This window comes from Primorskyibacter flagellatus, from assembly GCF_014638275.1.
In the GTDB taxonomy this organism is placed as follows: domain Bacteria; phylum Pseudomonadota; class Alphaproteobacteria; order Rhodobacterales; family Rhodobacteraceae; genus Pseudooceanicola; species Pseudooceanicola flagellatus_A.
The window spans coordinates 666,959-691,896 of the sequence record NZ_BMFJ01000002.1; the positions used below are offsets into that span (position 1 = coordinate 666,959).

Below are 24,938 nucleotides of genomic sequence, written 5' to 3' on the forward strand. Positions count from 1 at the left end.
CAACACCGTCCGGCATCGGACAATGGCCAGCCGCGCCTGTCAACGGGGGACTACCCCCGTCCCGGTCCGCTGGTTTCGAGGATCTCCTCCTCCGCCCGCTGCCAGATCTCGAACGCCATTGGGTCGCGCGTTTCCTCGAGGATATGCCCGACCAGACCGATGGCGCGGGACATCACGCCGAAACCGCGGATGATTTCCTCCGGGAATCCGAATTCGCAGCAGATCGCCCCGATCGCCCCGGTCGCGTTGATCGGCAGGGCCTTGCCCGATGCAGCCTCCGCTTCCTGCTGGATCAGCTGGATCAGGGCCACATAGTCGCCGGACATGCCGTTCTCCGCCGCGATCTCGAACAGCCGGGGCGCGCGCGGATCGACCGGCTTGTGCACCGGGTGACCCAAACCCGACACGATCTTTCCAGCCGCCCTGTGATCGGCCACCACCTGTTTCGCGATAGCCGGCAGGTCCGCCCCATCCGTCCCTTTCGGAAGCGCGGCGTAAAGCATCTTCGCCGCCCCCTCCATCGACCCGACGAACACCGTGCCCAGACCGCATAGCCCCGCCGCCACCGCCGCCTGAAGCGACTCCGGCGCGCCCATGTAGGTCAGCCGCGCCACCAGCGCCGATGGCGTGATCCCGTGTTCCACAAGCGTCACTGCGATGGCGTTGAACACGACCGATTCCCGCGCGTCCGGCTTTCGGCCCGTCACCTGCATGAACGCCATGTCGCCCAGGTTCACATGCCCCAGCACCTCTGACGGGAGGTCGAGCCCGTGGACATTGATCCGGTCCGGCGTGCTCCACCCGATGGCAGAGGTGAGTTTGTCCTTCCGCTTCGGCATCAGATCGGGTCCCAGCTGAACACGTCGCCCGACACCTCAAGCGGCACGAACCCGGCCCGCAGGGCGGGCATGGCGTGATCGGCCACCGTCTCCGGCGTCCAGCCCTCTCCGCGATGCACCGACCGTACGGGGCGCGGCTGGCTCATCACGAAGATCTCGTTGTTGCGCGAAGCAAAAATCTGACCGCTCACATCCTTCGCCCGGTCCGAGGCGAGGTAGACCGCCAGAGGCGCGATCTTGGCCGGCTTCATCTCCTGCAGTTTCTTGACCCGCGCCTCCTGCTCCGGGCTGTCGACCTTGATCGACGATGTCATCCGGCTCCACGCAAACGGCGCGATGCAGTTGGAGGTCACGTTCCACCGCTTCAGGTCCAGCGCAATCGACTTGGAAAGCGCCGCGATCCCCAGTTTCGCGGCGGAGTAGTTCGCCTGCGCCAGGTTCCCGATCAGCCCGGAGGTGGAGGTCATGTGGATCAGCGCCCCGCTCTCCTGTTCCCGGAACTGGTCGGCGGCGGCGCGGGAGGTGTTGAAGGACCCGTAAAGATGCACCTTCACCACCGCGTCAAAATCCTCGTAGGTCATCTTGTGGAAGAAACCGTCGCGCAGGATCCCGGCGTTATTGACCACCGCGTCCAGCCGCCCGAAGGCGTCGACCGCGTCGCGGACCATCTGCCGCGCCGCGTCGGGGTCGCTGACCGATCCGCCGTTGGCGATGGCACGCCCGCCCGCCGCCTCGATCTCGGCCACCACCTTGTCCGCGGCTCCGGCGTTTTCGCGGTCGCCCTTCAGGCTCGCGCCCAGGTCGTTGACCACCACCGAAGCCCCCGCCTGTGCCGCCGCCAGCGCGATGTCACGGCCAATGCCGCCCCCCGCGCCCGTCACCAGCATCACCTTGCCGTCAAGCAGTTCTGCCATGTTCTGTGTCCTCACCTAGGTTGCAGTGTCCGGGCCAGTGCCCCGCATGTCCAAAGTCGCCGTGCCCGTCAGCACGGCAGTCTCACCGTCCGCGTAAACCTCGACCGCATACTCCGCCCCCTCCCGCCGCCGGGCAGAGGCAGTCAGCGCCTGGCCCACGAAGGTCGGAGCGGTAAAACGGATGTCCAGTTCCGCGATCCTGAACCCCGCGCGCGCGACTGCCTCGACCAGCAGGTTCAGCGCCATGGTGCCATGGGCGATCGGCTTGCCGAACGGCGTGGCGGCGGCGAAATCGGCGTCCAGATGGATCGGGTTCCAGTCCTGCGTCAGCGCCGCATAGGCCTCTGCCGTCTCGGGGCCGGGGCGGATACTGAGCGGCGGGATCGTATCGGGAAAGCTCATTTGATCTCCTCAGGCGGCCCAGATCGACAGGATTTCGCCGCGCAGCAGGTCGCGCCCGCCGGCCTCCGCACGGATGCCGAAACCGACCCAGTTGCGCCCCCGCTTCTCCTCTGCCGACAGGACAGAGACGTGGTAGACCACCTCCTCCCCGATCCGGCACGCGGCACCGGAGAACGCCAGTTTCTGCGCAGCATGGACATTGCCCTTGGGGCGCGGCTGGATGGCACGGATGTAGGCCTCCATCATCCCCGCCACGATCAGCCCGTCCGGTGCGGCATCGCCCTGCGGCGCGCCATAGATCGCCGCCCAGCCCGCCACCCGTTCCGCATCAAGCGGGATCGTCACGGTGCCGAAGGACTGTCCCGGTTCGAACCGTGCAAAGGTCCACATCTCATCGTTCATCACGCGCCCTCCGCCGGCAGGATCAGCGCGTCCAGCGCCACGGCGCCGTCCTCTCGCGCCAGCAGGGGATTGATCTCGATGCTCTCCACATTCCCGGCATTGGCCGCCGCCAGCACAGACAGGCGGGAAATCACCGCGGCCACCGCGGCCCGGTCCACGCCCAGCCGACCGCGCACCCCGTCGAGGATCCGTGTCCCCCGCAGCCGGTCCAGCATCCCGAGCGCCTGCGCCTCGCTGACCGGAGCATGGGCAAGCACCACATCCTCCAGCACTTCCGTCAGCACGCCACCGAAACCGACCATCACCATCGGGCCCATGGCCGGGTCGCGCTGCGTCCCCACGATCAGTTCCACCCCTTCGCCCGCCATGGGCGAGACGAGAACGCCGCTGATCCGTGCGCCGGGCACCTTCGCCGGGATCTCCGTCAGCATCCGCGCGGCCTCGGCCCGCACGGCCTCTGCCGTGGCCAGGCCAAGGGCCACGCCGCCGACCTCCGTCTTGTGCGCGATGTCGGGCGACACGATCTTCAGGACGACCGGCAGTCCCATCTCTTCCGCCGCCTCCGCCGCCGCCTCTGCCGACTTGACGACCCGCTCCGGCAGCACGGGAATGCCCGCCGCCGCGAGCCGGGCCTTCGCGGTCGCCTCGTCCATCTGCGCCGCCGCGATGACCGGATCGCCGATCACAGGCAAGGCCGCGTCGCCGCCGTGCCCGAACCCGTCTGCCAACCGCGCCATGATCGCCAGCGCAGAGACCGCGCGCGACGGATCCGCAAAGCACAGCACGCCGCGTTCCTCGTATTCCGAGGCCTGTTCGTCGTTGAACAGCCCGATCAGCGCAAATGGCCTGCCCGACCCCTCCAGAGTTTCAAGCAGCACCTTGCGCAGGCGCGGCCCCAGAACCGGAGACGCGGTCCATGAGGTGAAGAACCCGGTATAGGCATCATAGTCCCCGGCGCGCATCATCTCCGCCAGATACTCCGGGATCAGGTCGAAATCGTTCAGCGCATGCGCCGTGATGTCGACCGGATTGCGCGGAGAGGCAAAGGGATTGCGCTCCAGCAGCTTTGTGACTGAAGCTTCCGGCATGGGCGGTACCGTCATGCCGTGCAGCTCTGCCGCGTCGGCCATCAGCACCCCGGCCCCGCCGGACACCGTCAGGATACCGAGCCGCTTTCCCGTCGGCAGCGGTGCGACAGAGGCGGCGTAGAGCGTGTCGAACATCTCTTCCGTCGTCCGCGAGCGTACGGCACCATATTGTTCGATCACCGCCTGGAAGCTCGCGTCAGAACCGGCCAGCGACGCTGTGTGCGACTGGACCGCGACCGCCCCGACCTCCGACGATCCGACCTTGATGATCGCCACCGGCTTGCCCAGCTCCCGCGCCCGCTTTAACGCCCGGATCAGACGGGGCGCATCGTTCACGCCCTCCATGTAGACACCGATGGCCGTGACGTCGGGCTGGTCGACCATGTGTTCGAGACATTCCGCAACCGTCACGTCGGCTTCGTTCCCGGTGGACACCCAGCCCGACACGCCGAGCCGCCGGGTCTTGGCCATGGACAGCAGATGCGTGCCATAGGCCCCGGACTGGGTGATAAGCCCGATCCCGCCCCGCTTGGGCATCCCGCCCTCAAGGCCCGAGGTAAAGGTCGCGCAGGCCCCGCTCGCCCCGGAATAACAGCCAAGGCAGTTCGGACCGAGAATGCGCATCCCGTGCCGCCGCGCGATCTCCAAAAGCCGCGCCTGCGCCGCCGCGCCCTCCGCCCCCACTTCGGAGAATCCGGCGGAAAAGATCACCGCCGCCTTCACGCCCTTCTGCCCGCAGGCCTCCAGCGTCTCCTCCGCCCGGGCCGCCGGAACCGCCAGCACGGCCAGGTCGACCTCTCCCGGTATCGCGTCGATCGACGGCCAGGCCTTCAGCCCCTGGACCGTCTCCCGCGTCGGATTGACCGGGTAGAGCGGCCCCGAGAACCCCGCCGCCTTGCAGAAATCGACCGGCCGTCCGCCGATCCGTACCGGATCGTCCGATGCACCGATCACCGCGATGGAGCGCGGCGCGAAGAAGGCCGCGAGCGGGCCCGAGCTGTCCTGTACCATCTCCTCCCGACTCCCCCTCAGCCGTCCCGTCGTCCAAAGACGTTCAGTTCGATGAACGCCCCCGCCTCCTTCAGTGCCACCGCCGCCTCCCGCAGCGCGGCCTCCTCGATCTGTTCCGCGATGCTGATGGCCGACAGGCCAAGCCGCGGCGCGCCCTCGATGTCGCGGATCACCACGGCGGCAATGCTGAGACCCCGGAACAGGTGCCCGAAATCAAAGGCATAGCCGTCCACGCGCGCCTGCTGCACATCGTCCCAATAGGCGTCGAAACCCGGATCGCATTGCCAGCGCAGCCCTGCATAGGCGTCGCGCAACGTTTCCCGGTCCAGCCCGCGCACCGCCGCCACGCAGCGCCCCACGGCCCCGACAAGATCCGGCAGGCGCGACCCCGGCCGCATGTCCGCCCGCACCACGTCCACCGGCACCACCCGGTCCGACAGCACGATTCGCCCGTTCGGAGTCACCGTCCACAGCGCCACCAGCACAGCGTGCTCCCGCGCGATCCGGTCCATCACCGGTCGGATCATGTCGCCCGGATTGCGCCCCAGCATCGGCGCGGACAGCTCCAGCACACCCATTCCGATGGCATAACCCTTGGTCTGCTCATCGAAGGTGACCAAACCCTCTTTCGCCAGCGTTTTCAGAATATTGTAGGTCGTGGAAACGTTCAGCCCCGTCTCCCGCGCGATGATCGCCACGCCCTCGGGCGCATCGATCTGGGCCAGCCGCCGCAGGATCTTCACCGCGCTCTCCACCGCGCCGACGTATTTCTGGGGGTCCGGGGCCTTCATGTCATTTTTCTCTTGTCCGAATGGCTTTCGTTATAAAGAATGGAACAAACGACGCAAGCCCCCTCGTGACCGGCCCCGGCCGGAGAGAGCGGGGTAAGGCGCTGTTATTGGGAGGAAAATCTGCATGAGACGCGCGCGGCACTGCGCAGAATCGCCTGTCCGGAGATCCGGAGCATGAGCGCCGGCTGCCTGTCGACACAGCGCGAGGGCGTGACCCTTGTCATGCGGATGACGCAGCCCGACCGCCGCAACGCGCTCTCCGACGAGATGCGCGGAATGATGGTAGAGGCCCTGCGCACCGCCCATACCGACACCAGCCTGCGGTCGGTGGTCATAACCGGTTCGGGCGGGTGCTTCTGCGCCGGCGGCGACATCAAGGGCATGGGCCAGCCGGTCGACATCGCGCTCAGACGGCTGGACGTGGTGCATGACCTGATCCGTCTGATCGCGCTTGGCCCCAAGCCGGTGGTCGCGGCGGTCGACGGCGTGGCCTACGGCGGCGGGATGTCGCTTGCCACGGCCTGTGACAGCGTGGTGGCCACCCCCGGCGCGCGGTTCTGTGCCAGTTTCGGACGTGTCGGGCTGGTCCCGGACATGGGCGCCATGTGGTCCGTCCCCCGCCGCATCGGCGCGGCACGGGCGCAGCGGTTCCTTCAGTCGGGCCGCGAAATCCGCGGGGCGGAGGCGGTTTCGGCCGGGCTCGCCGACATCCTGGCCGAGGGCGACGAGGTAGAGGCGGCGCTGGAGGAGGCCGCCGCCCTCGTTCCAGCTGCCCCGCTGCCCGCCGCGCACCTGCGCCCGATCATCGCCCGTTATCACGGCGACCTCGAGGCGGTGCTTGCAGACGAACGCCGCGCCCAGGGCGCGCTGTTCGAAACCGCGGACCATGACGAGGCGCGCCGCGCCTTTCTCGAAAAGAGACCGCCGGACTTTACCGGCCGCTAGGGGAAGAGGACCCCGCCAGACGCGGCCAGCACCAAAGGGAGGAAAGACAATGACGAAACTGAACAGACGCCAGACCATGGCCCTGCTTGGCGCGGCTGCCGCCACGCCCATGGCCCCTGCGATCCTGCGCGCGCAGGACAAGCCCGCGGGCCTGCCCGACACGATGATCTGGAGCACCTATGACGTCGGCTCCACCGGTTACGTTGAGGCCACCGCCATCGCCGACGCCATGATCAAGAACTACGGCACCCGCGTACGCCTGCTGCCGTCGGGCTCGGGCGTCGGCCGGATCATCCCGCTCAAACAGGGACAGGCCAACACCGCCTGGCTGGCGAACGAACTGTTCTTCGCCACCCGCGGCATCTTTGACTTCGCCAATGCCGACTGGGGCCCCCAGAACATGCGCACGATCTGCGGCCGCCCCGCCAGCTTCGGCATCGCCGTCACCGCGGAAAGCGGGATCGAGTCGATCGAACAGCTCAAGGGCAAGCGCTTCGCCTACGCCGCCGCCAACCCGTCGGTCGCGATCAAGGTCGACACCATGCTCGCCTCCAAGGGCCTGTCCCGCGCGGATGTGGAGGTGATCGAATTCCCCTCCTACGGTGACACGCTGAAGTCGCTGAACCAGGGGCAGGCAGATGCCGTCGGTTCCGCCCTCACCTCTGCAGCCCTGACGGAACTTGAGGCAAGTCCGCGCGGCATCAGGTGGCTGCCCTTCGACCCCGACGACGCCCAGGCATGGGAGAATATGAACAAGATCGCGCCGATCTTCTCTCCTTACAAGGAAACCATCGGCGTCGGCGTGACCGGCAAGGATCCGGTCGACGTGGTCGCCTACAAATACCCGATGGTCACGGTGATGCACGACGCGGACCCGGAAATGACCTACGCCTTCCTCAAGGCGCTGGACGAAAGCTATCCGGGCTACAAGGACGCCGCGCCGATCATGGAAAGATGGGGTATCAAGGACTCCGGCTCCACGCCAATGGACGCCCCCCTGCATGAAGGCGCGATCCGCTACCTGCAGGAAATCGGCCAGTGGACGGACAAGCAGCAGGCCTGGAACGACCGCTCCGTGGCCGAGATCGAGGCGCTGGTTGCCGCATGGCCCGACTTCCTCGCCGCGAACAAGGGGCTTGGCGAGGCAGAGTTCGCCGCCGCCTGGGACGAGGCCCGCGCCAAGGCGACGGCCTCTCTCTGACACCACCGCAACGGTCCCGCGCAGCCGTGCGGGACCGTTTTCCTTCCGAAGGACACCGCCCGTGACCACCGCAGACATCACTCCGCCGCAAAGCCCCATGATGCGCCTGTCCCGCATCGTGGTGATTGTCCTGTCCGTGGCGGGCATCGCGATGACCATGCTGCAAACTCTGCCGATCATCGCACCGGGCATGCGGCCGATCACGTCGGCCTTTTATTACGCGCTGCTCGGCATCTTCCTCGCCGTGGTCTTCCTGCGCTTCCCGGCAGATCGCAACGACCGGCCGCTCTGGCTCTGGCTGGCGGACTGGGCGATGGCGATCCTCGCGCTGGTGGTCTGTCTCTACTTCGCCACCGTCGCGCGCAAGATCATGACGGCAGGCTGGTCCTTCAGCGCGCCGTTCTGGCCGACTGTCGGCGCCTCCATCCTATTCGTCCTGTCGATCGAGGCCGTGCGCCGCTGCGCCGGCCTGCTTCTGGCGCTGGTCTGCGCGACCTTCGGGCTCTACCCGCTGATCGCGGATTCCATGCCCGGTGTCCTCTGGGGCAACCAGTTCAACTGGTCCGGCCTCGTCGCCGCGCACGCCATGGGGACGGAATCGATCATCGGCATCCCCTTCCGCGTCGTCGCAGACCTGCTGATCGGCTACATCATCTTCGGCGTCGTGCTTGCCCTGCTCGGCGGCGGCGAATTCTTCATGGCACTCGCGCTGAAACTGCTTGGCCGAACCCGCGGCGGCCCGGCCAAGGTGGCCATCGTGGCGTCGTCGCTCTTCGGCTCGCTCTCCGGCTCCGTCGTGTCCAACATCATCACCACCGGCACCTTCACCATTCCCTCGATGAAGAAGGCCGGCTATTCCCCGCACTACGCCTCTGCCGTCGAGGCCTGCGCGTCGACCGGAGGCACCCTGATGCCCCCGATCATGGGCGCCGCCGCCTTCCTTATGGCGACCTTCCTCGCTGTCCCCTACGGAGACGTCATCGCCGCGGCCATCATTCCCTCCCTCCTGTTCTACGCCGCGCTCCTGCTTCAGGCCGACTGCTATGCCGCAAGCAAAGACCTGCAGGGCGCGGATGAATCCGAAATCCCCTCGGGCCGGTCGGTGCTGAGGCAAAGCTGGATCTTCGTCCTCGCCCTCGCCGTGCTGATCTACGTCCTGCTGGTCCTGCGGCTGGAAAGCTACGCGCCCTGGTACGCCACCGGGATCATGATCGTCGGCGCGCTGATCGATCCGCTCTACCGCCCGCGCGTCCTCGCCGTCGCGAAGATCGTCGAGGACTCCGGCATCGCGCTCGCCCAGCTTATCGGCATCCTCGCCGGCGTCGGGCTGGTGGTCGGCGCGCTGTCCATCACCGGGGTCGGATCGGCCTTTGCCCGCGAACTGGTGCAATACGCCAACGGCAACGTCTACCTCCTGCTGTTCTACGGCGCGCTGACCTCCTTTGTGCTCGGCATGGGAATGACCGTCTCGGCCTGCTACGTCTTCCTCGCGATCATCCTCGCCCCCGCGCTCGTGCAGGCGGGGCTGAACCCGATGGCGAGCCATCTCTACATCCTCTACTGGGGCATGCTGTCCTACATCACCCCGCCCGTCGCGCTGGCCGCGATCACCGCCGCCTCCGTCGGCAAGGCGGATGCGATGAAGACCGGCTTCACCGCGATGCGCCTTGGCCTGATCCTGTTCATCCTGCCGGTGTTCTTCGTGCTGGAGCCCGCGCTGATCGGACAGGGCGACGCACTGCATGTGGCGCAGGCGGTTCTGACGGCGGGCTTCTCCGTCCTGCTGCTGTCGGCGGGACTGTCGGGCTGGCTCTACTTCTCCGGCCGGATCAACATGGCGGAACGCGGCGTGGTGATCGTCGCCGCGCTGCTCTCGCTCTACCCCGAACCCGTGACCGACCTGATCGGCGTGACCGTGGCCGTGGCGCTGTTCGCCCTGCACCGCTTCCGCCGCCCGGCCACAGCCTGAGAGGACCCGTGATGGTTGACGACGACACCTTCCGCCAGCTTCTCGACACCGTGGAGCGTTTCGCGCGCGAACGCCTGATCCCCGCCGAACAGAGGGTCGAGGACGAAGACGACATCCCTGAAGAGATCGTGCAGGAGATGCGCGACCTCGGCCTCTTCGGCATGTCGATCCCGGAGGAGTTCGACGGCCTCGGCCTCACCACCCTTCAGGAATCCCGTCTGGTCGAGGCGCTGTGCTACGCTTCGGTCGCCTTCCGTTCCCTTGTCGGCACCAACGTCGGCATCGGGTCGCAGGGGATCGTCATGGACGGCACGGCCGAGCAGAAGGCGCATTACCTCCCCAAACTGGCCAGCGGAGAGATGATCGCCAGCTTCGCCCTGACCGAACCCGACATCGGATCGGACGCGGCACATCTGAAGACCACAGCCCGCCGCGACGGCAGCGACTTTGTCCTGAACGGCACCAAGCGCTACATCACCAACGCCGTGCGCGCGGGGGTCTTCACCGTTTTTGCCCGCACCGACCCGGACCGCGACGGCGGCGACGGGGTCTCCGCCTTCCTGTTGCCCGCCGACACGCCGGGCATCACCATCGCCAAACCCGACCGAAAGCTTGGCCAGCGCGGAACCAAGACATCCGACGTGATCTTCGACGACGTCCGCCTGCCCGAGTCCGCGATCATCGGCGGCCCCGGCAACCTGAACCGCGGCTTCCGCACCGCGATGAAGGTGCTGGACCGGGGGCGGGTGCATGTGGCCTCCATCGCCGTCGGTACAGCGCAGCGGATGCTCGACGTCGCCACCGCCTACGCCATCGACCGCAAGCAGTTCGGCGTGCCGATTGCAGACCACCAGTTCGTGCAGGGCATGCTGGCCGAGAGCCAGGCCGAACTGCTGGCCGCCCGCCATCTGGTCCGCGCCACCGCCGACACCTACGACCGCGAGGGGCAGGCCGTCATCATGGCGTCCTCGTCGAAATTCTTCGCCTCCGAAATGGCCTTCCGCGTCGCCGACCGCGCGCTGCAGATCCACGGAGGCGCCGGCTACATGGCCGAATACCCGATCGAACGCCTGTTCCGCGATGCCCGCCTGCTGCGCATCTACGAAGGCACCAGCCAGATCCAGCAGGTCATCATCGCCCGCAGGATGGTCAAGGAATTCACCGGCCGCGCCTGACGCGACCGGCCGCGGGAAGAGGAGCCCGCAAACGCCCGCCCCCGGCATTCAAGGGGCATGAGGAGGAGGAACCATGTTGAAGTCATTGAAGATCACCACCGCCGTCGCGCTCACCGCACTGACCCTGCCCGCCTGGGCCGAGGATCACACCATCGGCGCCCTGTTCCCGCTGTCCGGTCCGAACGCCGTCTATGGCGACGTGTTCATGGCCGGATCGGACCTGGCCGTCGAACACATCAACGCCGACGGGATGCTGTCGGGCACCATGTCCATCGCCTACGAGGACAGCCAGGGCCTGCCGCAGCCCGCCGTGGTCGGCATGACCAAGCTCGTCAACGTGACCGGCGTGCCCTATACCCTGTCGGCCTTCACCGGCGTCTCCAAGGCAATCTCCACCATCGGGCAGCGCTCGTCGGTCGTGGCGGTCAACGGCGGCGGCGTCGGCCCCGACCTCGCCGCGCTTGGCGAATACTTCTGGAACGTCATCCCGCTCGTGAACCTCGAGGTTCGCGCGGTGGTCCCCTACCTGACCGGTGAAATGGGCCTGAAGAAGATGGTGCTCGTCTACATCGACGACCCCTTCGGTCAGGCCATCGAATCCGAACTGGAAACCGCCTTCGAAGGCTCCGACGCCGAACTGGCCGAGGTGCTTTCGGTCCCCGTCACCGCGCAGCAGTTCTCGGGCGTGGCCGCCAAGGTCCGCTCGGCCAAGCCCGACGTGGTCTATGTCGCCAGCTACGGCGCGCAGCAGATCCAGATCGTCAAGCAACTGCGTGACAACGGCGTCGACGCGCAGATCGTCAGCTATTCCGGCTACATCACCCCCGACGCTTTGGCCCTGCCGGAATCCGACGGGATGATCGTGACCGGACAGGCCGTCGACTACGCCAGCGAAGACCCGGTGACCAAACGCTTCGTCACCGACTTCAAGGCCAGGTTCGACAAGGACCCGACCGCCTACAACGTGAACTACTACAACGCCACCCTGCTCTACGGCCTGCTTGCGGCAGCGCTGGAGAAGGACGGCACAGAGGTCACGGGTGAAAACCTTCTCGCCAAGCGGCTGGAAATGAAGACCTTCGATCTTGTCGGCGGCACCGTTTCCTTCCAGGACAACGGCACGCTGCTGTCCCCGATCGAGGTCAAGCAGATCAAGGGCGGCGCGACCGAAACGCTCGATACCGTCGAGATCGGCGGGTAACCCCATGCTGGCGATCCAACTGGCCATAACGGGGCTTCAGACGGGGGCGCTCTACGCGCTGACGGCCGTGGGATTTTCGCTGATCTTCGGATCGACGCGGATCTTCCACTTCGCCCATGGCGCGGCCTTCGTCATCGCGGCCTACTTCTTCTACGCCGCCTTCGGGGCGGGCTGGGGCGTGATCCCGGCCATCGGCGTCTCGGCCTTCGGGGCGGTGGCCTTCGGGCTGCTGCTGGACCGTCTGGTCTACGTCCCGATCCAGCGGCATGAAGGGTCGTTCTTCACGGTCTTCGTCGCCTCCTTCGGGGTCGGCATTGCGGTGCAGAACGTCATCGGCATGATTTTCGGACGCGGCTACGTGACGGTGAACACCACCCTGTCGCGCAGCGTCGAGGTCATCCCGGAGGTCTATGTCTCCCCCCTCGCCTGGATCGCCATCGCCTGCGCCGCCGTCTTCCTGGGCGGCCTTGGCTTCTTCCTCAAGCGCACGCACACGGGCATGGCCCTGCGGGCGCTTGCGGACAACCCGGAGCTGGTGCGCACCTTCGGCCTGAACCCGCGCGCCATCCAGGCAGCCGCCTTCGCCATCGGCTCGGTGATCGTCGTTCCGGCGGCGATCATCACCTCGGCCACGACGGGGCTTTCCCCCGCCATCGGGCACCATGTCATGCTGATCTCGCTGGCCGCGACCATCGTGGGCGGCATCGGGTCGATCCCCGGCACCATGCTCGCGGGCGTGATGCTGGGCCTCGCGGAAAGCCTCGCCCTGCTGGTCGTCGACACGCAATGGACCGAGGCCGTGACCTTCGCGATCCTGTTCGCCTTCATCATCATCCGCCCCTCCGGCCTGCTGGGCCGGGCCACGGCGCACTGAGGGAGGGTCGGATGGAAGCCTATATCTACAACCTCGTGAACCTCATCGCGATCTATTCGATCCTCGCGGTCACGCTGAACTTCATCATGGGCTACGCGGGGATCTACTCTCTCGCCCATGCCGTCTTCTTCGGGCTCGGCGCCTATACGTCCGCCTTCGTGGCGCAGAACGTCAGCGCGTCGATCCTCGTCAGCTTCCCCGCGGCGATGCTGGCGGCCGGGGTCGTCTCCCTCGCCCTTGCCCTCCCGGCCCTGCGGGTACGCGGCGAATACTTCGTCGCCGCGTCGCTTGGCCTTCAGGTCCTGTCGGTCACGATCTACTCCGAATGGAAGGGCTTTACCGGCGGCATCGGCGGCGTGCTGGCCATCCCGCCGGTCAACATCCTCGGCATCGACGTGTTCAGACCGGCCGCCTTCGCGATCCTGTCGGTCACGGTGCTGGTGCTCGTCCTGCTCATCGTCAATGCACTGGTACACTCCAGCTTCGGCCGCAACCTGCGCGCCATCCGCGACAGCGAAAGCGCGGCGGCTTCCTTCGGCAAGAACGTCCCCGTCATCAAGACCATCTCCGTGGTGATCTCCGCCGCGCTGGCGGCACTCGCGGGCGCGCTCTATGCCAGCTATCTCAGCTTCATCAACGTGGAAAGCTTTACGCTCGACACCTCCGTCCTTGTCATGGCCATGGTCATCATCGGCGGCACCGGAACCGTGGCCGGCCCGATCGTGGGGGCGGCGATCCTGCTGATCCTGCCCTCCGTCATCTCCTACTTCGACTTCCTGCCGCAGACTGAAATCGGCTCGCTGCAACAGATCATCTACGGGCTCGGCATGACGCTGCTGATGATCTTCCGCCCCGGCGGCATCGTCGGTCGGAGGTCGGGGACATGAGCATGACCCAGCCTCAGCAGGGCGAAACCCTGATGCAGATCCGCAACCTCGACAAGAGCTTCGGGGGGGTGAAGGCCGTGGACGACGTGACCATGGACCTGCGCGCCGGGATCGTGACGACGCTGGTCGGCCCGAACGGGGCCGGCAAGACCACCTTCTTCAACCTCATCACCGGCAACCTGCCCCGCGACGGCGGAGAGGTCACATGGCTTGGCCGCGACATCGCCGGGGTCAAGCCGCACCGCATCGCCCGCGCCGGGATCATGCGGACGTATCAGGACCTGCGCCTGTTCGACGGCATGACGGTCTGGGAAAACGTGCTGAACGCCACCGAATACGGCGCCTTGCCGATCCCGCTCGGCAGCGCCGCCCGCGCAGCCCGCCGCGAGCGCATCGAACGGGTCCTCGAACGCACCGGCCTGGCCGACAAGCGCAACACCCGCGCGCTCGACCTCGCTTATGCCGAACGCAAGTTCCTGTCGATGGCGCGGATCATGGCGACGGAGGCACGGCTCTGGCTGCTGGACGAACCGGCGTCGGGCCTCGACCCCGCCTCCTACGACCGCTTCCTGACGATCCTGCGGGAGGACGTGGCCGGAGGCGTGACCGTCTGCATCATCGAACACAACCTCGACATCGTCATTGGCATCTCCGACCGCATCGCCTTTCTCGACCGGGGCAAGCTGCTGGCCGACGGCGATCCGCAGACGGTGCTGAACGACCCGGAGCTTGCGAAGATCTACTTCGGAGAACGCACATGACCCCCGTTCCTGGAAAACCCGTCCTCCAGACCTCCACCCTCGCCGCGGGCTACGGTGGCCGCCCGGTGATCTCTGGAATCGACCTTTCCCTGATGAAGGGAGAGGTGCTCTGCATGATTGGTCACAACGGCGCAGGTAAGTCGACCCTGCTCAAGACCATGTTCGGTCTGCTCGCCCCGGGCGAAGGCAGCGTCAGCGTCGACGGAACCGACATGACCGGCCGCACGCCGCGCGACATTGCCGACATGGGCGTCGCCATGGTGCCCGAAGGGCGCGGCATCTTCCCCTCTCTCACCGTGACGGAGATCTTCGCGCTCGGGATGCACGCCGCCCGCGTTCCCAAGGAGGAGCGCGCCGAACGCGTCGACTGGGTGCTGAACATCCTGCCGGTGATCCGCGAATTCATGCATCGCCCTGCCTCCACCCTGTCGGGCGGGCAGCAGCAGATGGTCTCCATCGGCCGCGCCCTGCTGTCGCGCCCGCGCATCCTGCTGATGGACGAACCCTCCATCGGCCTCGCGCCCAAGCTGTTCCAGGATCTGCTGGCCCCGATCCGCACCCTGCAACAGCGCGAGGGCCTGTCGATCCTGCTTGTCGAACAGAACGTGAAGGAGGCGCTCAAGATCTCCGACCGCGCCGTGGTCATGAAATCCGGCCAGTTGATCTGGGAGGGCGATCCGGGCGAACTGTCCGACAACGACCGCCTGATGGAGCTTTACTGATGCCCCTCACCTTCGATGCCCTGATCGCCGAGCGCCGCGCCGGACCCGGTGCGGCGCGCCCCGTTATGACCCCCGAAGGCGGCACGCCCCTGTCGCTGGACGCCTTTGACGCGCTTGTCGGCCGCGCCGCCGCATGGCTGCGCGCGCAGGGCATCGAACGGCATGACCGGGTCGCCGTCTGGCTGCCCAACCACCCGCACTGGCTCGCCCTTCTCTTCGGGGCCGCGCGGATCGGCGCGACGGTGGCGGCGGTCAACACACGCTACCGTACGGCGGAGCTGCATCACATCCTCTCCAGCTCCGGCGCAAAGCTGCTGATCTTCGAAAGCGGCGACCGTCACGCGGATTTCCACGCCATGACCGCCGCGCTCGACCTCGCAACCCTGCCCGATCTCAAGGCACTGGCCGCCATCGACTCCGCCGATCTGCCGCCGATCCAGGGCATCCCCGTCACGCATTGCGATTTCGACGGGTTCGACCCCCTGCCGCCGCAGGACGCACAGCCCTCCGACCCGGTGATCCTCTTCACCACCTCCGGCACCACCAGCAAGCCCAAGCTGGTGATGCACACGCAGGAAACCCTGTCACTGCACGCCCGCTACTGCGCGCCCGCCTACGGCTTCGACGCGCCCGACGCCGCCTATCTCGCCGCCATGCCGCTTTGCGGGGTGTTCGGCCTGAACCCCACGCTCGGCGCCTTTGCCGGCGGTGCGCCGATCCACCTGCTGACCGCCTACGCGCTCGCCCCCGCCATCGGTATCGCCAAGGCGCAGGCGATCACCCATTTCTTCGGCTCGGACGAGATGTTCCGCCAGATGTGGGACGCCGACCGCACCGTCTTCTCCCACGCCCGCATCTGCGGCTTCGGCGCCTTCACCCCCGGCATGGGCGCGACGCTGCGCGGCATGGCGGAAGAGGGCCTGCCCCTTTGCGGGGTCTACGGCGCGTCCGAACTGCACGCGATCTTCGCCATCCAGCCGCCGACACACCCGATCGACCAGCGTCTTCAGGGCGGGGGCCGCACCGCCGGGGGCGACACCGTCTCCGTCCGCGTGCGCGATCCGGAGACCGGAGAGCTCTGCGCCCCGGACCAGCCCGGCGTGCTTGAAGTCAAAGGGCCGACCAACTTCACCGGCTATTTCCGGAACCCCGAGGCCACAGCCAAGGCCGTCGACCCAGAAGGCTACTTCCGCAGCGGCGACGCCGGTTACCTGCGCCCCGACGGCACCTTCGTCTACCTCGCCCGCAACGGCGACTTCCTGCGCCTGTCGGGCTTCCTCACCGACCCGGCGGAGATCGAGGAGGTGCTGGAGTCGGCCGACGGAGTCGCCCGCGCGCAGGTCGTCGGCGTGACCCACGAAGGCCGCGCCCGCGCCTTCGCCTTCATCCTGCCCAAACCCGGCGCCTCCCCCGATCCGGAGACCGTGCGCACCCATACCGCCGACCGTCTCGCCCATTACAAGGTGCCACTCCGCGTCGTCCCGATCGAGTCGTTCCCGGCCACCGAAAGCGCCAACGGCCTCAAGATCCAGAAGGCGAAACTCCGCGACATGGCCGAAGCCCATCTGAAGGACCACCCATGAGCCACAGCCTCTATTACAACGATTTCGAACCGGGCCAGACCTTCACCAGCCAGGGCCGTACGATCACCGAAACCGACCTCACCATGTTCTCCATGCTGACAGGTGACTGGAACCCGATCCACAACGATGCGGAATTCGCCGCAAAGGCAAAGTTCGGCCAGCGCCTGATGCACGGGGCGTTCGGGATCGGCCTCGCCCTTGGCCTGATGCACACGCTCGGCATCTTCGAAGACAGCGCCGTCGCCCTGCTCGACGTGCAGGAGTGGAAGTTCGTCGAACCCGTCTTCCTCGGCGACACCCTGCACCTGAACCTGACGATCCTCGACAAGTCCCTCGGCAGGTCCGGCAACACCGGCCGCATCGGCCGCCGGTTCGAGCTGATCAACCAGCACGGCCGCCCCGCCCATCAGGGCCGCGCGGACGTGCTGGTCCGGGTGAACCCGCAGGCCTAGCCCATCACCTCCGGTGCGATTCCCGACTCCGCCAGCGCCGCGATCTCCGCATCCGAAAACCCCGCCTCCCGCAGCACCGCCTCCCGATGCTCCGCGAAGCCGGGCGGGGGCAGGCGGTAGCTCGCCGGTGTGGCAGCGGGTTTCGCAGGTGCCCCCAGCCCCCGGTAATCGCCGACCTCGACCACCATGCCGCGATGCACGGTATGCGGATGCTCCAGCGCCTCCCCGACGCTCTGGATCGGCCCGGCGGGCACCCCGGCGCGGATCAGCCGCTCCCCGATCTCGGCCCCGTCCTTGTCGGCCAGGGCCGCCTCCAGCACCTCGCGCAATGCATCGCGGTTGATGACCCGGTCCGCATTGGTCGCGAAACGCGCGTCCTGCGCGACCTCCGGGATACCAATTTCGGCACAAAGCCGGGAGAACTGCCCGTTGTTGCCGACCGCCAGATAGACCGGCCGCGTCGCGGTGCGATAGGCGGAATAGGGCGAGATATTGGGATGGTCGTTCCCCGTCAGCTTCGGCATCTTGCCCGACCGGAAGAAGTTCGGCGCATGCGGATGCATCAGCGACACCGCGGAGTCATAGAGCGCCGCCTCCACGAACTGCCCCCGCCCCGTCGCACCGCGATGCACCAGCGCCATCATGATCCCGATCACCGCGTTCAGCCCCGTCGCCATATCCACGACCGGAAGGCCGACCCGCGTTGCCCCCGTCTCCTCCGACCCGTTGACGGACATGATCCCGCCCATGGCCTGAAGGATCGCATCGTACCCCGGCAGCGCGCCAAGGGGGCCGTCCGCCCCGAACCCGCTCACCCGGCAATGGATCAGCCGGGGAAACCGCTCCGCCAGCTCCTCTTCATAGCCGAGCCCCCATTTCTCCAGCGTCCCGACCTTGAAGTTTTCCAGCAGCACGTCCGCCCCGTCGAGAAGGCGCAGCAGAACCTCCCGTCCCTCCGCCCGGCCAAGGTCCAGCGCGATCGCCCGCTTGTTGCGGTTCAGGCCTTCGAAATAGGCCGCCGTGCCGTCGTGGAAGGGCGGACCCCAACCCCGCGTCTCATCCCCCGCGGGCGGTTCGACCTTGATGACCTCTGCCCCGTGGTCGCCAAGGATCTGCCCGGCAAACGGACCGCCCAGAACCCGGCTCAGGTCGATCACCTTCAGCCCGGCGAGGGCACCGGTCACGCTCATTCCGCGGCCTCCAGCATCGGCTCCGCCTCCGCCAGCGCCTGCTCAAGCAACGCACCGTCCCCCTCCGCCGCGCCGTCGGCGAGCGGGTCGCGCGGCAGCAGCTTGTGGCGCAGCACCAGCCCCGCCAGCCGCGCCCGTCCGCCCGAGGCGCCCGAGATCCGCGCCTCCTCCCACGCCATGATGACCGCCGAGGCGACGTTGTAGACAGCGCTCGCCGCCGTCCGCACCTCATCCTCCCGCGCCTTGTCCGACGCCACCGCTTCCATCAGGTCGCAGGCCCGCGTCATCGCTCCGGCCAGTCCGTCCGGGACGGAACCACACTCCGCCAGAAGCCCCTCAAGATGCGCCCGCAAAGCCGCCAGGGCCCCCTCGCGCCGCGTCGCCCGGGCCACGTCCAGCGCGACGATGTTGCTCGTCCCTTCCCAGATCGAGCCGAGGTGGGAATCCCGCAGCACCCGCGCGTCCGAGAACTCCTCGATATAGCCGCAGCCGCCGCGCACCTCCATCGCGTCGCCGGCCACCTTGCGCGCATCGCGGCAGGTCCGGAACTTGAGCAGCGGGGTCAGGATCCGCAGCACCTTCGCAGCCTCCGCATCCCCCGCATCGGCCCGCTGCAGCACCCGCGCGGTGTGGAAGACCATCGACCGCCCCTGCTCCGCCGTGACCAGCATCTTGACCAGCTGCCGCCGCATCAGCGGCAGATCCGCCAGCCGCTTGCCAAAGGCCGTCCGGTTGCGCGCGATGAACAGCGCCTCTGCCACCGACCTCCGCATCATGCCCGCGCTGCGCACGCCGTTCGCCAGACGCGACATGTTGATCATGTCGGTCATCTGCTTGAACCCCTGCCCGGGATCGCCGACCAGATGCGCCACCGCACCCTCCAGCATGATCTCGCCCGAGGCCATGGAGCGTGTCCCCATCTTGTCCTTCAGCCGCAGGATCCGGTAGGCGTTGCGGCTGCCATCGGGCAGGCGGCGCGGCAGCAGGAACAGCGACAGAGCCCCCGTGCCCTGTCCCGCCCCCTCGGGCCGCGCAAGCACCATGGCAAGGTCCGCATCCGGGTTGGAACAGAACCACTTGTCGCCATACAGCCGCCAGCTCCCGTCCGCTTCCTGCCGCGCCGTCGTCTCGATCGCACCGACGTCCGACCCGGCGGGCTGTTCGGTCATGAACATTGCGCCCTGAAAGGCGACATCCATGTCCTGACTGGTAAGCTCATCGAAATACTCCGCCACAAGCTCCGGGTCGCCGAACTTCACCAGCGTCCGCGTGAGGCTGTCGGTCATCGACAGCGGACAGCACAGACCGAATTCCTGCTGCACGAACAGATAGACCAGCGCGTATTTCGCCAGCGGGGGCAGCTTGTCGGGACGCCCGAACACCCCGCCCCTGTGCGACATGGCGGCGAGACCGAATTCCCCGAAGGCGATCTCCTCCATCCGCACGTAAGACGGATGCTTCTCCACCCGCTCTTCCGCCGCACCTGTACGGTTGCGTATGTTCAGCACGGGCGGATTCCGGTCCGCTTCCAGCGCCAGCCGCTCCAGTTCACCGCCAGCCAACTCGCCCATGCGATCCAGCTGCGGCAGCAGCGCCGCCAGCGTCTCCGCATCCAGATAGACCTTCAGCAGCTGCCGCATCGCCGGATCGGCACGAAAGGTGTTCAGCCCGGCACTGTCCGGAATGTTTCTGTGTATCGTCGGCATGGTGTCTCCTCCCTCGGGTCAGGCAGCCGTCAGCGCCTGCGCCCCGCATTCCTCTTCGATGCCGCGACGCAGCATCGCGGCAATCTCCTCCATCCTCGGCAGCACCCGTGCCTCCGGCCCTGCGGCGGTCACGGCGAAATGCCGCTCGCCCCGCTTCACCGGCAGGGCCACCCCGCCCAGGTCTGACGAATAGGCCGACGACGACATGAACCATCCCCGCGCCTGCGACTGCGCGATCTGTCCGCGCACCGTCTCTGCATCCATCGGCGTGTTCCGGTTGTAGCGTACGTAGCGAATACGCTTCAGCAGCGCCTCCCGCTCTGCCCCGCTCATGCGCGACATCAGCGCCTGCCCGGACCCGGTCACATGGATCGGCAGCCGCATTCCGGGGCGCGCGGCATAACGGATCAGCTGAGGGCTCTCCCGCACCTCCAGCATCACCACGTCCAGCCCCCCGGCCCCGGCGATCCAGACGGTTTCCCCGATCTCCTCCGCCAGCCGGTCGAGCAGGCGGATCAGCTCCACCGGCACGGGCTCTGCCGCGGCGACGGCCTGCGCCATCACCTGCCAGCGGGCGGTCGGATAATAGGCCCCCCGCGCCCGGGGTTCATACAGATAGCCCCGCTCCACCAGCGTCGCGACCATGTTGAAGGTCGACGACCGCGGCCAGCCGAAATGCGCGGTCATATCCGCAACCGTCGCCGGCCCCTGCCGTTCGGCAAAGAATTCAAGGATAGACAGCACGTTGTCGGCCTGACGGACCAGCATGTATCACCAAAGTCCATAATGATGGACTTAGGAACCACGATTCTGGACTTTGCGCAACCCTCACCCGCCGCACATGACAAAGGGGCGCCCCGCCAGACCGGCAGGACGCCCCCTTTCAAACCGAGGAAGACCTCAGCCCAGCATGCCCTCGATCCGGATCGGGAAGCGCCGCACCCGCCGCCCCGTCGCATGCCGGATCGCGTTGCCGATCGCCCCCACGGTCCCGACGATCCCGATCTCGCCCACGCCCTTCACGCCAAGCGGGTTCACGTGAGGATCGTCCTCATGCACCATGATGACCTCCAGCCCCGGCACGTCGGCATTGACCGGCACGTGATACCCCGCGAAGTCGGCGTTCATGATCCGCCCAGTCCGACGGTCGAACTTCGCCTCCTCGTGCAACGCGAAGGAGACACCCCAGATCATGCCCCCGAACAGTTGGCTCTCGGCCAGTTTGGGATTGATGATCCGCCCCGCGGCAAAGGCCCCGACCAGACGGCTCACCCGGATCTGGCCAAGGTCCGGGTCCACCTTCACCTCCGCGAAGACCGCACCATGGGAATACATTGCATGGGCCGCCGCCGCCTCGGGCGCCCGCGCCCCGCGTCCCGTCCCGGTGAGCGGAGCACCCCCCGCACGGACGAGGATATCCGCCAGCGCATCGCTCCGGCCCTCGTCGCCCTCGACGAACAGCCGCCCGTCCCGCGCGACGAATTGCGCATTGCCCGCGCCATGCAGGGGTGACTCCGGATCCGCGGCCGCGATCTCTCCCAACTGGCGCACCACGTCCAGACCGGCCGCATGCAGCGCCCCGCCCGCCGTGGCCGTATGGCCCGACCCGCCCGCGACGCCGCCATCGGGCAGCGAAGAATGCCCGGCCCGGAACTCAACCGCATCCAGCGGCAGCCCCAGACTGTCCGCCGCGATCTGCGCCAGCGCCGTCCAGGCCCCCTGCCCCATGTCCGCGGCAGAGGTTTCGACCAGCGCGGTCCCGTCCGCCTTCAGCGTCGCCCGCGCCTGCGCGGCGAACATCGGGGCCGGGAACAGCGCCGTCCCCATGCCCCAGCCCGTCAGCAGTCCCGAAGCGTCGCGCATCGTACCGGGCGCAGAGGGACGCCCGGACCAGCCGAACCGCTCCGCCCCCTGCAAATAGCAGTCGCGCAGGGCCTTTGACGAATAGGGCCTGCCCGTCCCCGGCTCCGTCTCCGCGTAATTGCGCAACCGGAACTCCAGCGGATCGATGCCGGAGGCCTCCGCCAGTTCGTCCATCGCGCATTCCAGCGCGGCGGATCCGGACGCCTCTCCCGGTGCCCGCATCGGCCCCGGCGTCCCGACATCCAGCCGCACCGCCCGGTGCCGCGACCGAAGCGCCCCCGCCGCATAAAGCCCCTGCGACGCATTCGCCGCCGGTTCGACAAAATCGTCGAAGGTCGAGGTCTCCGCCACGTTATCGTGGTCGATCACGCTCAGCCGTCCCTCGCCATCCGCGCCGATCCGCAGCCGCTGCTCCGTCGCGCCGCGATGCCCGACCGGGCCGAACATCTGTTTCCGGGTCAGCGCAAGCTTCACCGGCCGCCCCACGTCCCGCGCCGCCAGCACCGCCAGCACCAGCGGACCCGCCGGGATCGCCTTGGACCCGAAGCCGCCGCCAAGATAGGGGCACCGGATCGTCACGTTCTCCGCCGGGATCCCGAAGTAGCGCGCATACCCCGCGCAGGACAGGGCGAAGGCCTGGGTCGGCACGTCCAGCGACAGGTGATCCCCCTCCCACTGCGCGACGATTGCATGCGGTTCCATCGCGTTGTGATACTGCGCCGCCGTCGTATAGGTCACGTCCACGGACCGCGCCGCCGCCGCATGTCCCGCGTCCACGTCGCCATGCGTGGTATCCGCCGGCTGGCCAAAGCCCTGCCCGGCAACCGGTTCGGACTCCGCATCCGCCAGCGTGACGCGCGGCACCTCGACCGCATACTGCGGGTCCAGCAGCCGCGCGCCTTCCGTCGCCGCCTCCAGCGTCTCCGCCAGAACCAGCGCCACCGGCTGACCGGCATAACGCACCGTATCGTCCTGCAGCACCTCGATCCGGAAGGTGAACATCACCGACTTGTCCGCCGGATCGCCCTGCAACGCGGGACGGTTTGCCGGGGTGATGACCCGGACGACACCGGGATGCGCCTCTGCCGCGACGGTGTTCATTGCGGTGACCCGCCCCCGCGCGATCGCGGCAGGGGCATAGACCGCATGCAGCATCCCCGAGGGACTGTGATCGGCGGCATAGTCCGCGTCCCCGGTCACCTTGGCGATCCCGTCCCGCCGCGTCACCGGCTGGCCGGAGCTCGATCCGAAACGCATGGGTTGAGCAAGTGTATCAGGCATGGACTTTTTCTCCGGCAGGCTCTGCAAAGACAGAGGCGGGAAGCGCGGGCATCCGCGCAGGTGTTCCGGCAGCGGCAAGGCACAGCGCCCGCACCGCCGTCTTCCGGGCAAGGTCGATCTTCCAGGCCAGGTCATCCCCCGGCTCCGCCCCCGCCATGGCAATCGTGGCGGCCCGGTCGAACAGGTCGGCATCCGGCGTCTGGCCGATCAGCACCGCCTCCGCCTCTGCCACCCGCCAGGGTTTTGCGGCGACCGCGCCAAGCGCCAGCCGCGCCTCCGCGATCCGCCCGTGCTCCATCCGCAGCCCCGCCGCGGCCGAGGCCGTGGCAAAGGCAAAGGACGTCCGATCGCGCACCTTCAGGTATCGGGAATGCCCCGCGAACCCGTCCGCCCCGGCGGGCAGGCGCAGGGCGACGATCAGTTCTCCCGGCGCCAGCGCGGTCACCCTGTCCGGCGTATCGCCCGGCAACAAATGGAAATCGGCCATGGCGATCTCCCGGCCACCCTCCGGCCCCTGCACCTCGACCACCGCGTCCAGCGCGGCGAGCGGCACGCAGAAATCCGACGGGTTCACCGCGATGCAGGCCGGGCTTGCGCCCAGCACCGCCACGCCGCCACCGACCCCGCCCTGCGCATCGCAGCCCGCCCCCGGATCGCGCCGGTTGCAGGCTGCACCCGCATCCTGAAAGTACGCGCAGCGGGTATGCTGCATCAGGTTGCCCGCAACCGTCGCCGCGTTCCGCAGCTGGCCCGACGCACCGGAGAGCAGCGCCTCCGCAACCATCGGGAAGCGCGCCGCAAACGCTGCATCGCGGGTCAGATCGGCATTGCTCACCAGCGCGCCGATGCGCACCGCGCCGTCTCCCTGAACGTCAACCGACCGCATCCCCGCGACCCGACCAAGATCAATCACCACGTCCGGCTGCGCGACACCAAGCTTCATCAGGTCGATCAGGCTTGTTCCGCCGCCCAGCCAGACCGCACCGGGACCCCAGGCCGCCAGCGCCTCCGCCACCGTCCGGGGCTGCACGAAGTCAAAACTCTTCATGCCGCGTCCTCCTGGCCGTCCGCCGCCATGCGACGCGCCGCTTCCTGCACCGCCAGCGTGATCCCGTGATAGGCCCCGCAACGGCAGATGTTGCCACTCATCCCCTCGCGGATCCGCTCCGGGTCCTCGGCATCCAGCCCTTCGGAGATCAGCCCGGCCGCGCTCATGATCTGACCCGGCGTGCAATATCCGCACTGGAATCCGTCATGTTCGATGAAGGCTGCCTGCACCGGATGCAGCGCAGCCGCCGTGCCCAGCCCTTCGATCGTCGTCACCTCTGCCCCGTCCAACGTTGCCGCCAGCGTCAGGCAGGAATTCACCCGCCGCCCGTTCACCAGCACCGTACAGGCGCCGCACTGGCCACGGTCGCAGCCCTTCTTCGTTCCGGTCAGGTCGAGCCGCTCGCGCAGCAGGTCCAGAAGCGTCACGCGCGGATCGTCAAGCACGACGTCGCGCGCTGCCCCGTTCAGGGTCAGTGTCATCGAGAGTGGCATGTGCCCCCCTTCCATATCTTTTCGGATGTTCCCCCGCCGCCGCGGCGGGAGACGGTTTGCAAAGGTCCGCCCGGCAGGCGCGCCGGGTCTCATTCCAAGATTGGCGCCCGGCTCTCGCGCCGGGAGAGTTTTTCGGATT

At 67.7% G+C, this 24,938-nt stretch carries 23 protein-coding genes; 11 read left to right on the plus strand and 12 right to left on the minus strand.

The features are described 5' to 3' along the window. Positions 1–50: 50 nt before the first annotated feature. Genes IEV87_RS17575 through IEV87_RS17600 form a run of 6 tightly spaced genes read right to left on the minus strand, consistent with a single transcriptional unit; the run spans position 51 to position 5,447 of the window. Positions 51–839 (minus strand): citryl-CoA lyase, encoded by a 789-nt coding sequence (locus IEV87_RS17575; protein WP_188479115.1) that lies wholly within the window; start codon positions 837–839, stop codon positions 51–53. Next, the gene (locus IEV87_RS17580) at positions 839–1,753 is read right to left on the minus strand and encodes an SDR family NAD(P)-dependent oxidoreductase (protein WP_188479116.1); all 915 of its coding nucleotides are present in this window, start codon (positions 1,751–1,753) and stop codon (positions 839–841) included. Before IEV87_RS17580 ends, IEV87_RS17575 begins: the two co-directional genes overlap by 1 nt. A gap of 15 nt (positions 1,754–1,768) precedes the next feature. Beyond that, entirely contained in the window at positions 1,769–2,155 is a 387-nt protein-coding gene (locus IEV87_RS17585) for a MaoC family dehydratase (RefSeq protein ID WP_188479117.1), read from the minus strand. A 9-nt stretch (positions 2,156–2,164) separates the two neighbouring features. Further along, positions 2,165–2,557, minus strand: a complete 393-nt coding sequence (locus IEV87_RS17590; RefSeq protein ID WP_188479118.1) for a hypothetical protein — start codon at positions 2,555–2,557, stop codon at positions 2,165–2,167. Then, entirely contained in the window at positions 2,557–4,656 is a 2,100-nt protein-coding gene (locus tag IEV87_RS17595) for an acetate--CoA ligase family protein (protein ID WP_188479119.1), read from the minus strand. The genes IEV87_RS17590 and IEV87_RS17595 overlap by 1 nt, the downstream gene beginning before the upstream one ends. A gap of 17 nt (positions 4,657–4,673) precedes the next feature. Further along, positions 4,674–5,447 carry an IclR family transcriptional regulator gene (locus tag IEV87_RS17600; protein ID WP_188479120.1) on the minus strand — a complete coding sequence of 258 codons (774 nt, stop codon included), beginning with the start codon at positions 5,445–5,447 and terminating at the stop codon, positions 4,674–4,676. Positions 5,448–5,621: 174 nt separating this feature from the next. Between IEV87_RS17600 and IEV87_RS17605 the strand changes: the two genes are divergently transcribed. The 11 genes from IEV87_RS17605 (at position 5,622) to IEV87_RS17655 (ending at position 17,217) form a co-directional block, all read left to right on the plus strand. After that, the gene (locus IEV87_RS17605; protein ID WP_188479121.1) at positions 5,622–6,392 is read left to right on the plus strand and encodes an enoyl-CoA hydratase/isomerase family protein; all 771 of its coding nucleotides are present in this window, start codon (positions 5,622–5,624) and stop codon (positions 6,390–6,392) included. Positions 6,393–6,441: 49 nt separating this feature from the next. Beyond that, entirely contained in the window at positions 6,442–7,593 is a 1,152-nt protein-coding gene (locus IEV87_RS17610) for a TAXI family TRAP transporter solute-binding subunit (RefSeq protein WP_188479122.1), read from the plus strand. A gap of 61 nt (positions 7,594–7,654) precedes the next feature. Further along, entirely contained in the window at positions 7,655–9,562 is a 1,908-nt protein-coding gene (locus IEV87_RS17615) for a TRAP transporter permease (protein WP_229737684.1), read from the plus strand. 11 nt (positions 9,563–9,573) lie between these two features. After that, complete coding sequence (locus tag IEV87_RS17620) at positions 9,574–10,737, plus strand: acyl-CoA dehydrogenase family protein (RefSeq protein WP_229737686.1); 1,164 nt, start codon at positions 9,574–9,576, stop codon at positions 10,735–10,737. Between the two features lie 73 nt (positions 10,738–10,810). After that, positions 10,811–11,938, plus strand: a complete 1,128-nt coding sequence (locus tag IEV87_RS17625; protein ID WP_188479124.1) for an ABC transporter substrate-binding protein — start codon at positions 10,811–10,813, stop codon at positions 11,936–11,938. Positions 11,939–11,942: 4 nt separating this feature from the next. Next, on the plus strand, positions 11,943–12,812 hold the full coding sequence (locus IEV87_RS17630) for a branched-chain amino acid ABC transporter permease (RefSeq protein WP_188479125.1): 870 nt from the start codon (positions 11,943–11,945) through the stop codon (positions 12,810–12,812). 11 nt (positions 12,813–12,823) lie between these two features. Next, positions 12,824–13,699, plus strand: a complete 876-nt coding sequence (locus IEV87_RS17635; protein WP_188479126.1) for a branched-chain amino acid ABC transporter permease — start codon at positions 12,824–12,826, stop codon at positions 13,697–13,699. Positions 13,700–13,701: 2 nt separating this feature from the next. Then, positions 13,702–14,460, plus strand: a complete 759-nt coding sequence (locus IEV87_RS17640; protein ID WP_229737688.1) for an ABC transporter ATP-binding protein — start codon at positions 13,702–13,704, stop codon at positions 14,458–14,460. Then, positions 14,457–15,182, plus strand: a complete 726-nt coding sequence (locus IEV87_RS17645; protein WP_188479128.1) for an ABC transporter ATP-binding protein — start codon at positions 14,457–14,459, stop codon at positions 15,180–15,182. The genes IEV87_RS17640 and IEV87_RS17645 overlap by 4 nt, the downstream gene beginning before the upstream one ends. Further along, positions 15,182–16,765 (plus strand): AMP-binding protein, encoded by a 1,584-nt coding sequence (locus tag IEV87_RS17650; RefSeq protein WP_188479129.1) that lies wholly within the window; start codon positions 15,182–15,184, stop codon positions 16,763–16,765. Before IEV87_RS17645 ends, IEV87_RS17650 begins: the two co-directional genes overlap by 1 nt. Beyond that, entirely contained in the window at positions 16,762–17,217 is a 456-nt protein-coding gene (locus IEV87_RS17655) for a MaoC/PaaZ C-terminal domain-containing protein (protein WP_188479130.1), read from the plus strand. The genes IEV87_RS17650 and IEV87_RS17655 overlap by 4 nt, the downstream gene beginning before the upstream one ends. Here the strand turns inward: IEV87_RS17655 and IEV87_RS17660 are convergent. From IEV87_RS17660 to IEV87_RS17685, 6 genes are all read right to left on the minus strand, one after another. Beyond that, positions 17,214–18,407, minus strand: coding sequence for a CaiB/BaiF CoA transferase family protein (locus IEV87_RS17660; RefSeq protein WP_188479131.1), 1,194 nt, complete (start codon positions 18,405–18,407; stop codon positions 17,214–17,216). The genes IEV87_RS17655 and IEV87_RS17660 overlap by 4 nt on opposite strands. Then, positions 18,404–20,113, minus strand: coding sequence for an acyl-CoA dehydrogenase family protein (locus IEV87_RS17665; RefSeq protein WP_188479132.1), 1,710 nt, complete (start codon positions 20,111–20,113; stop codon positions 18,404–18,406). Before IEV87_RS17665 ends, IEV87_RS17660 begins: the two co-directional genes overlap by 4 nt. 18 nt (positions 20,114–20,131) lie before the next feature. Beyond that, entirely contained in the window at positions 20,132–20,881 is a 750-nt protein-coding gene (locus tag IEV87_RS17670) for an IclR family transcriptional regulator (RefSeq protein ID WP_188479133.1), read from the minus strand. A gap of 132 nt (positions 20,882–21,013) precedes the next feature. Next, positions 21,014–23,257, minus strand: coding sequence for a xanthine dehydrogenase family protein molybdopterin-binding subunit (locus IEV87_RS17675; protein WP_188479134.1), 2,244 nt, complete (start codon positions 23,255–23,257; stop codon positions 21,014–21,016). Then, positions 23,250–24,305: an FAD binding domain-containing protein gene (locus IEV87_RS17680; RefSeq protein ID WP_188479135.1), complete on the minus strand. Its 1,056-nt coding sequence runs from the start codon at positions 24,303–24,305 to the stop codon at positions 23,250–23,252. The genes IEV87_RS17675 and IEV87_RS17680 overlap by 8 nt, the downstream gene beginning before the upstream one ends. Beyond that, positions 24,302–24,799 (minus strand): (2Fe-2S)-binding protein, encoded by a 498-nt coding sequence (locus IEV87_RS17685; protein ID WP_188479136.1) that lies wholly within the window; start codon positions 24,797–24,799, stop codon positions 24,302–24,304. Before IEV87_RS17685 ends, IEV87_RS17680 begins: the two co-directional genes overlap by 4 nt. Positions 24,800–24,938 lie beyond the last annotated feature (139 nt).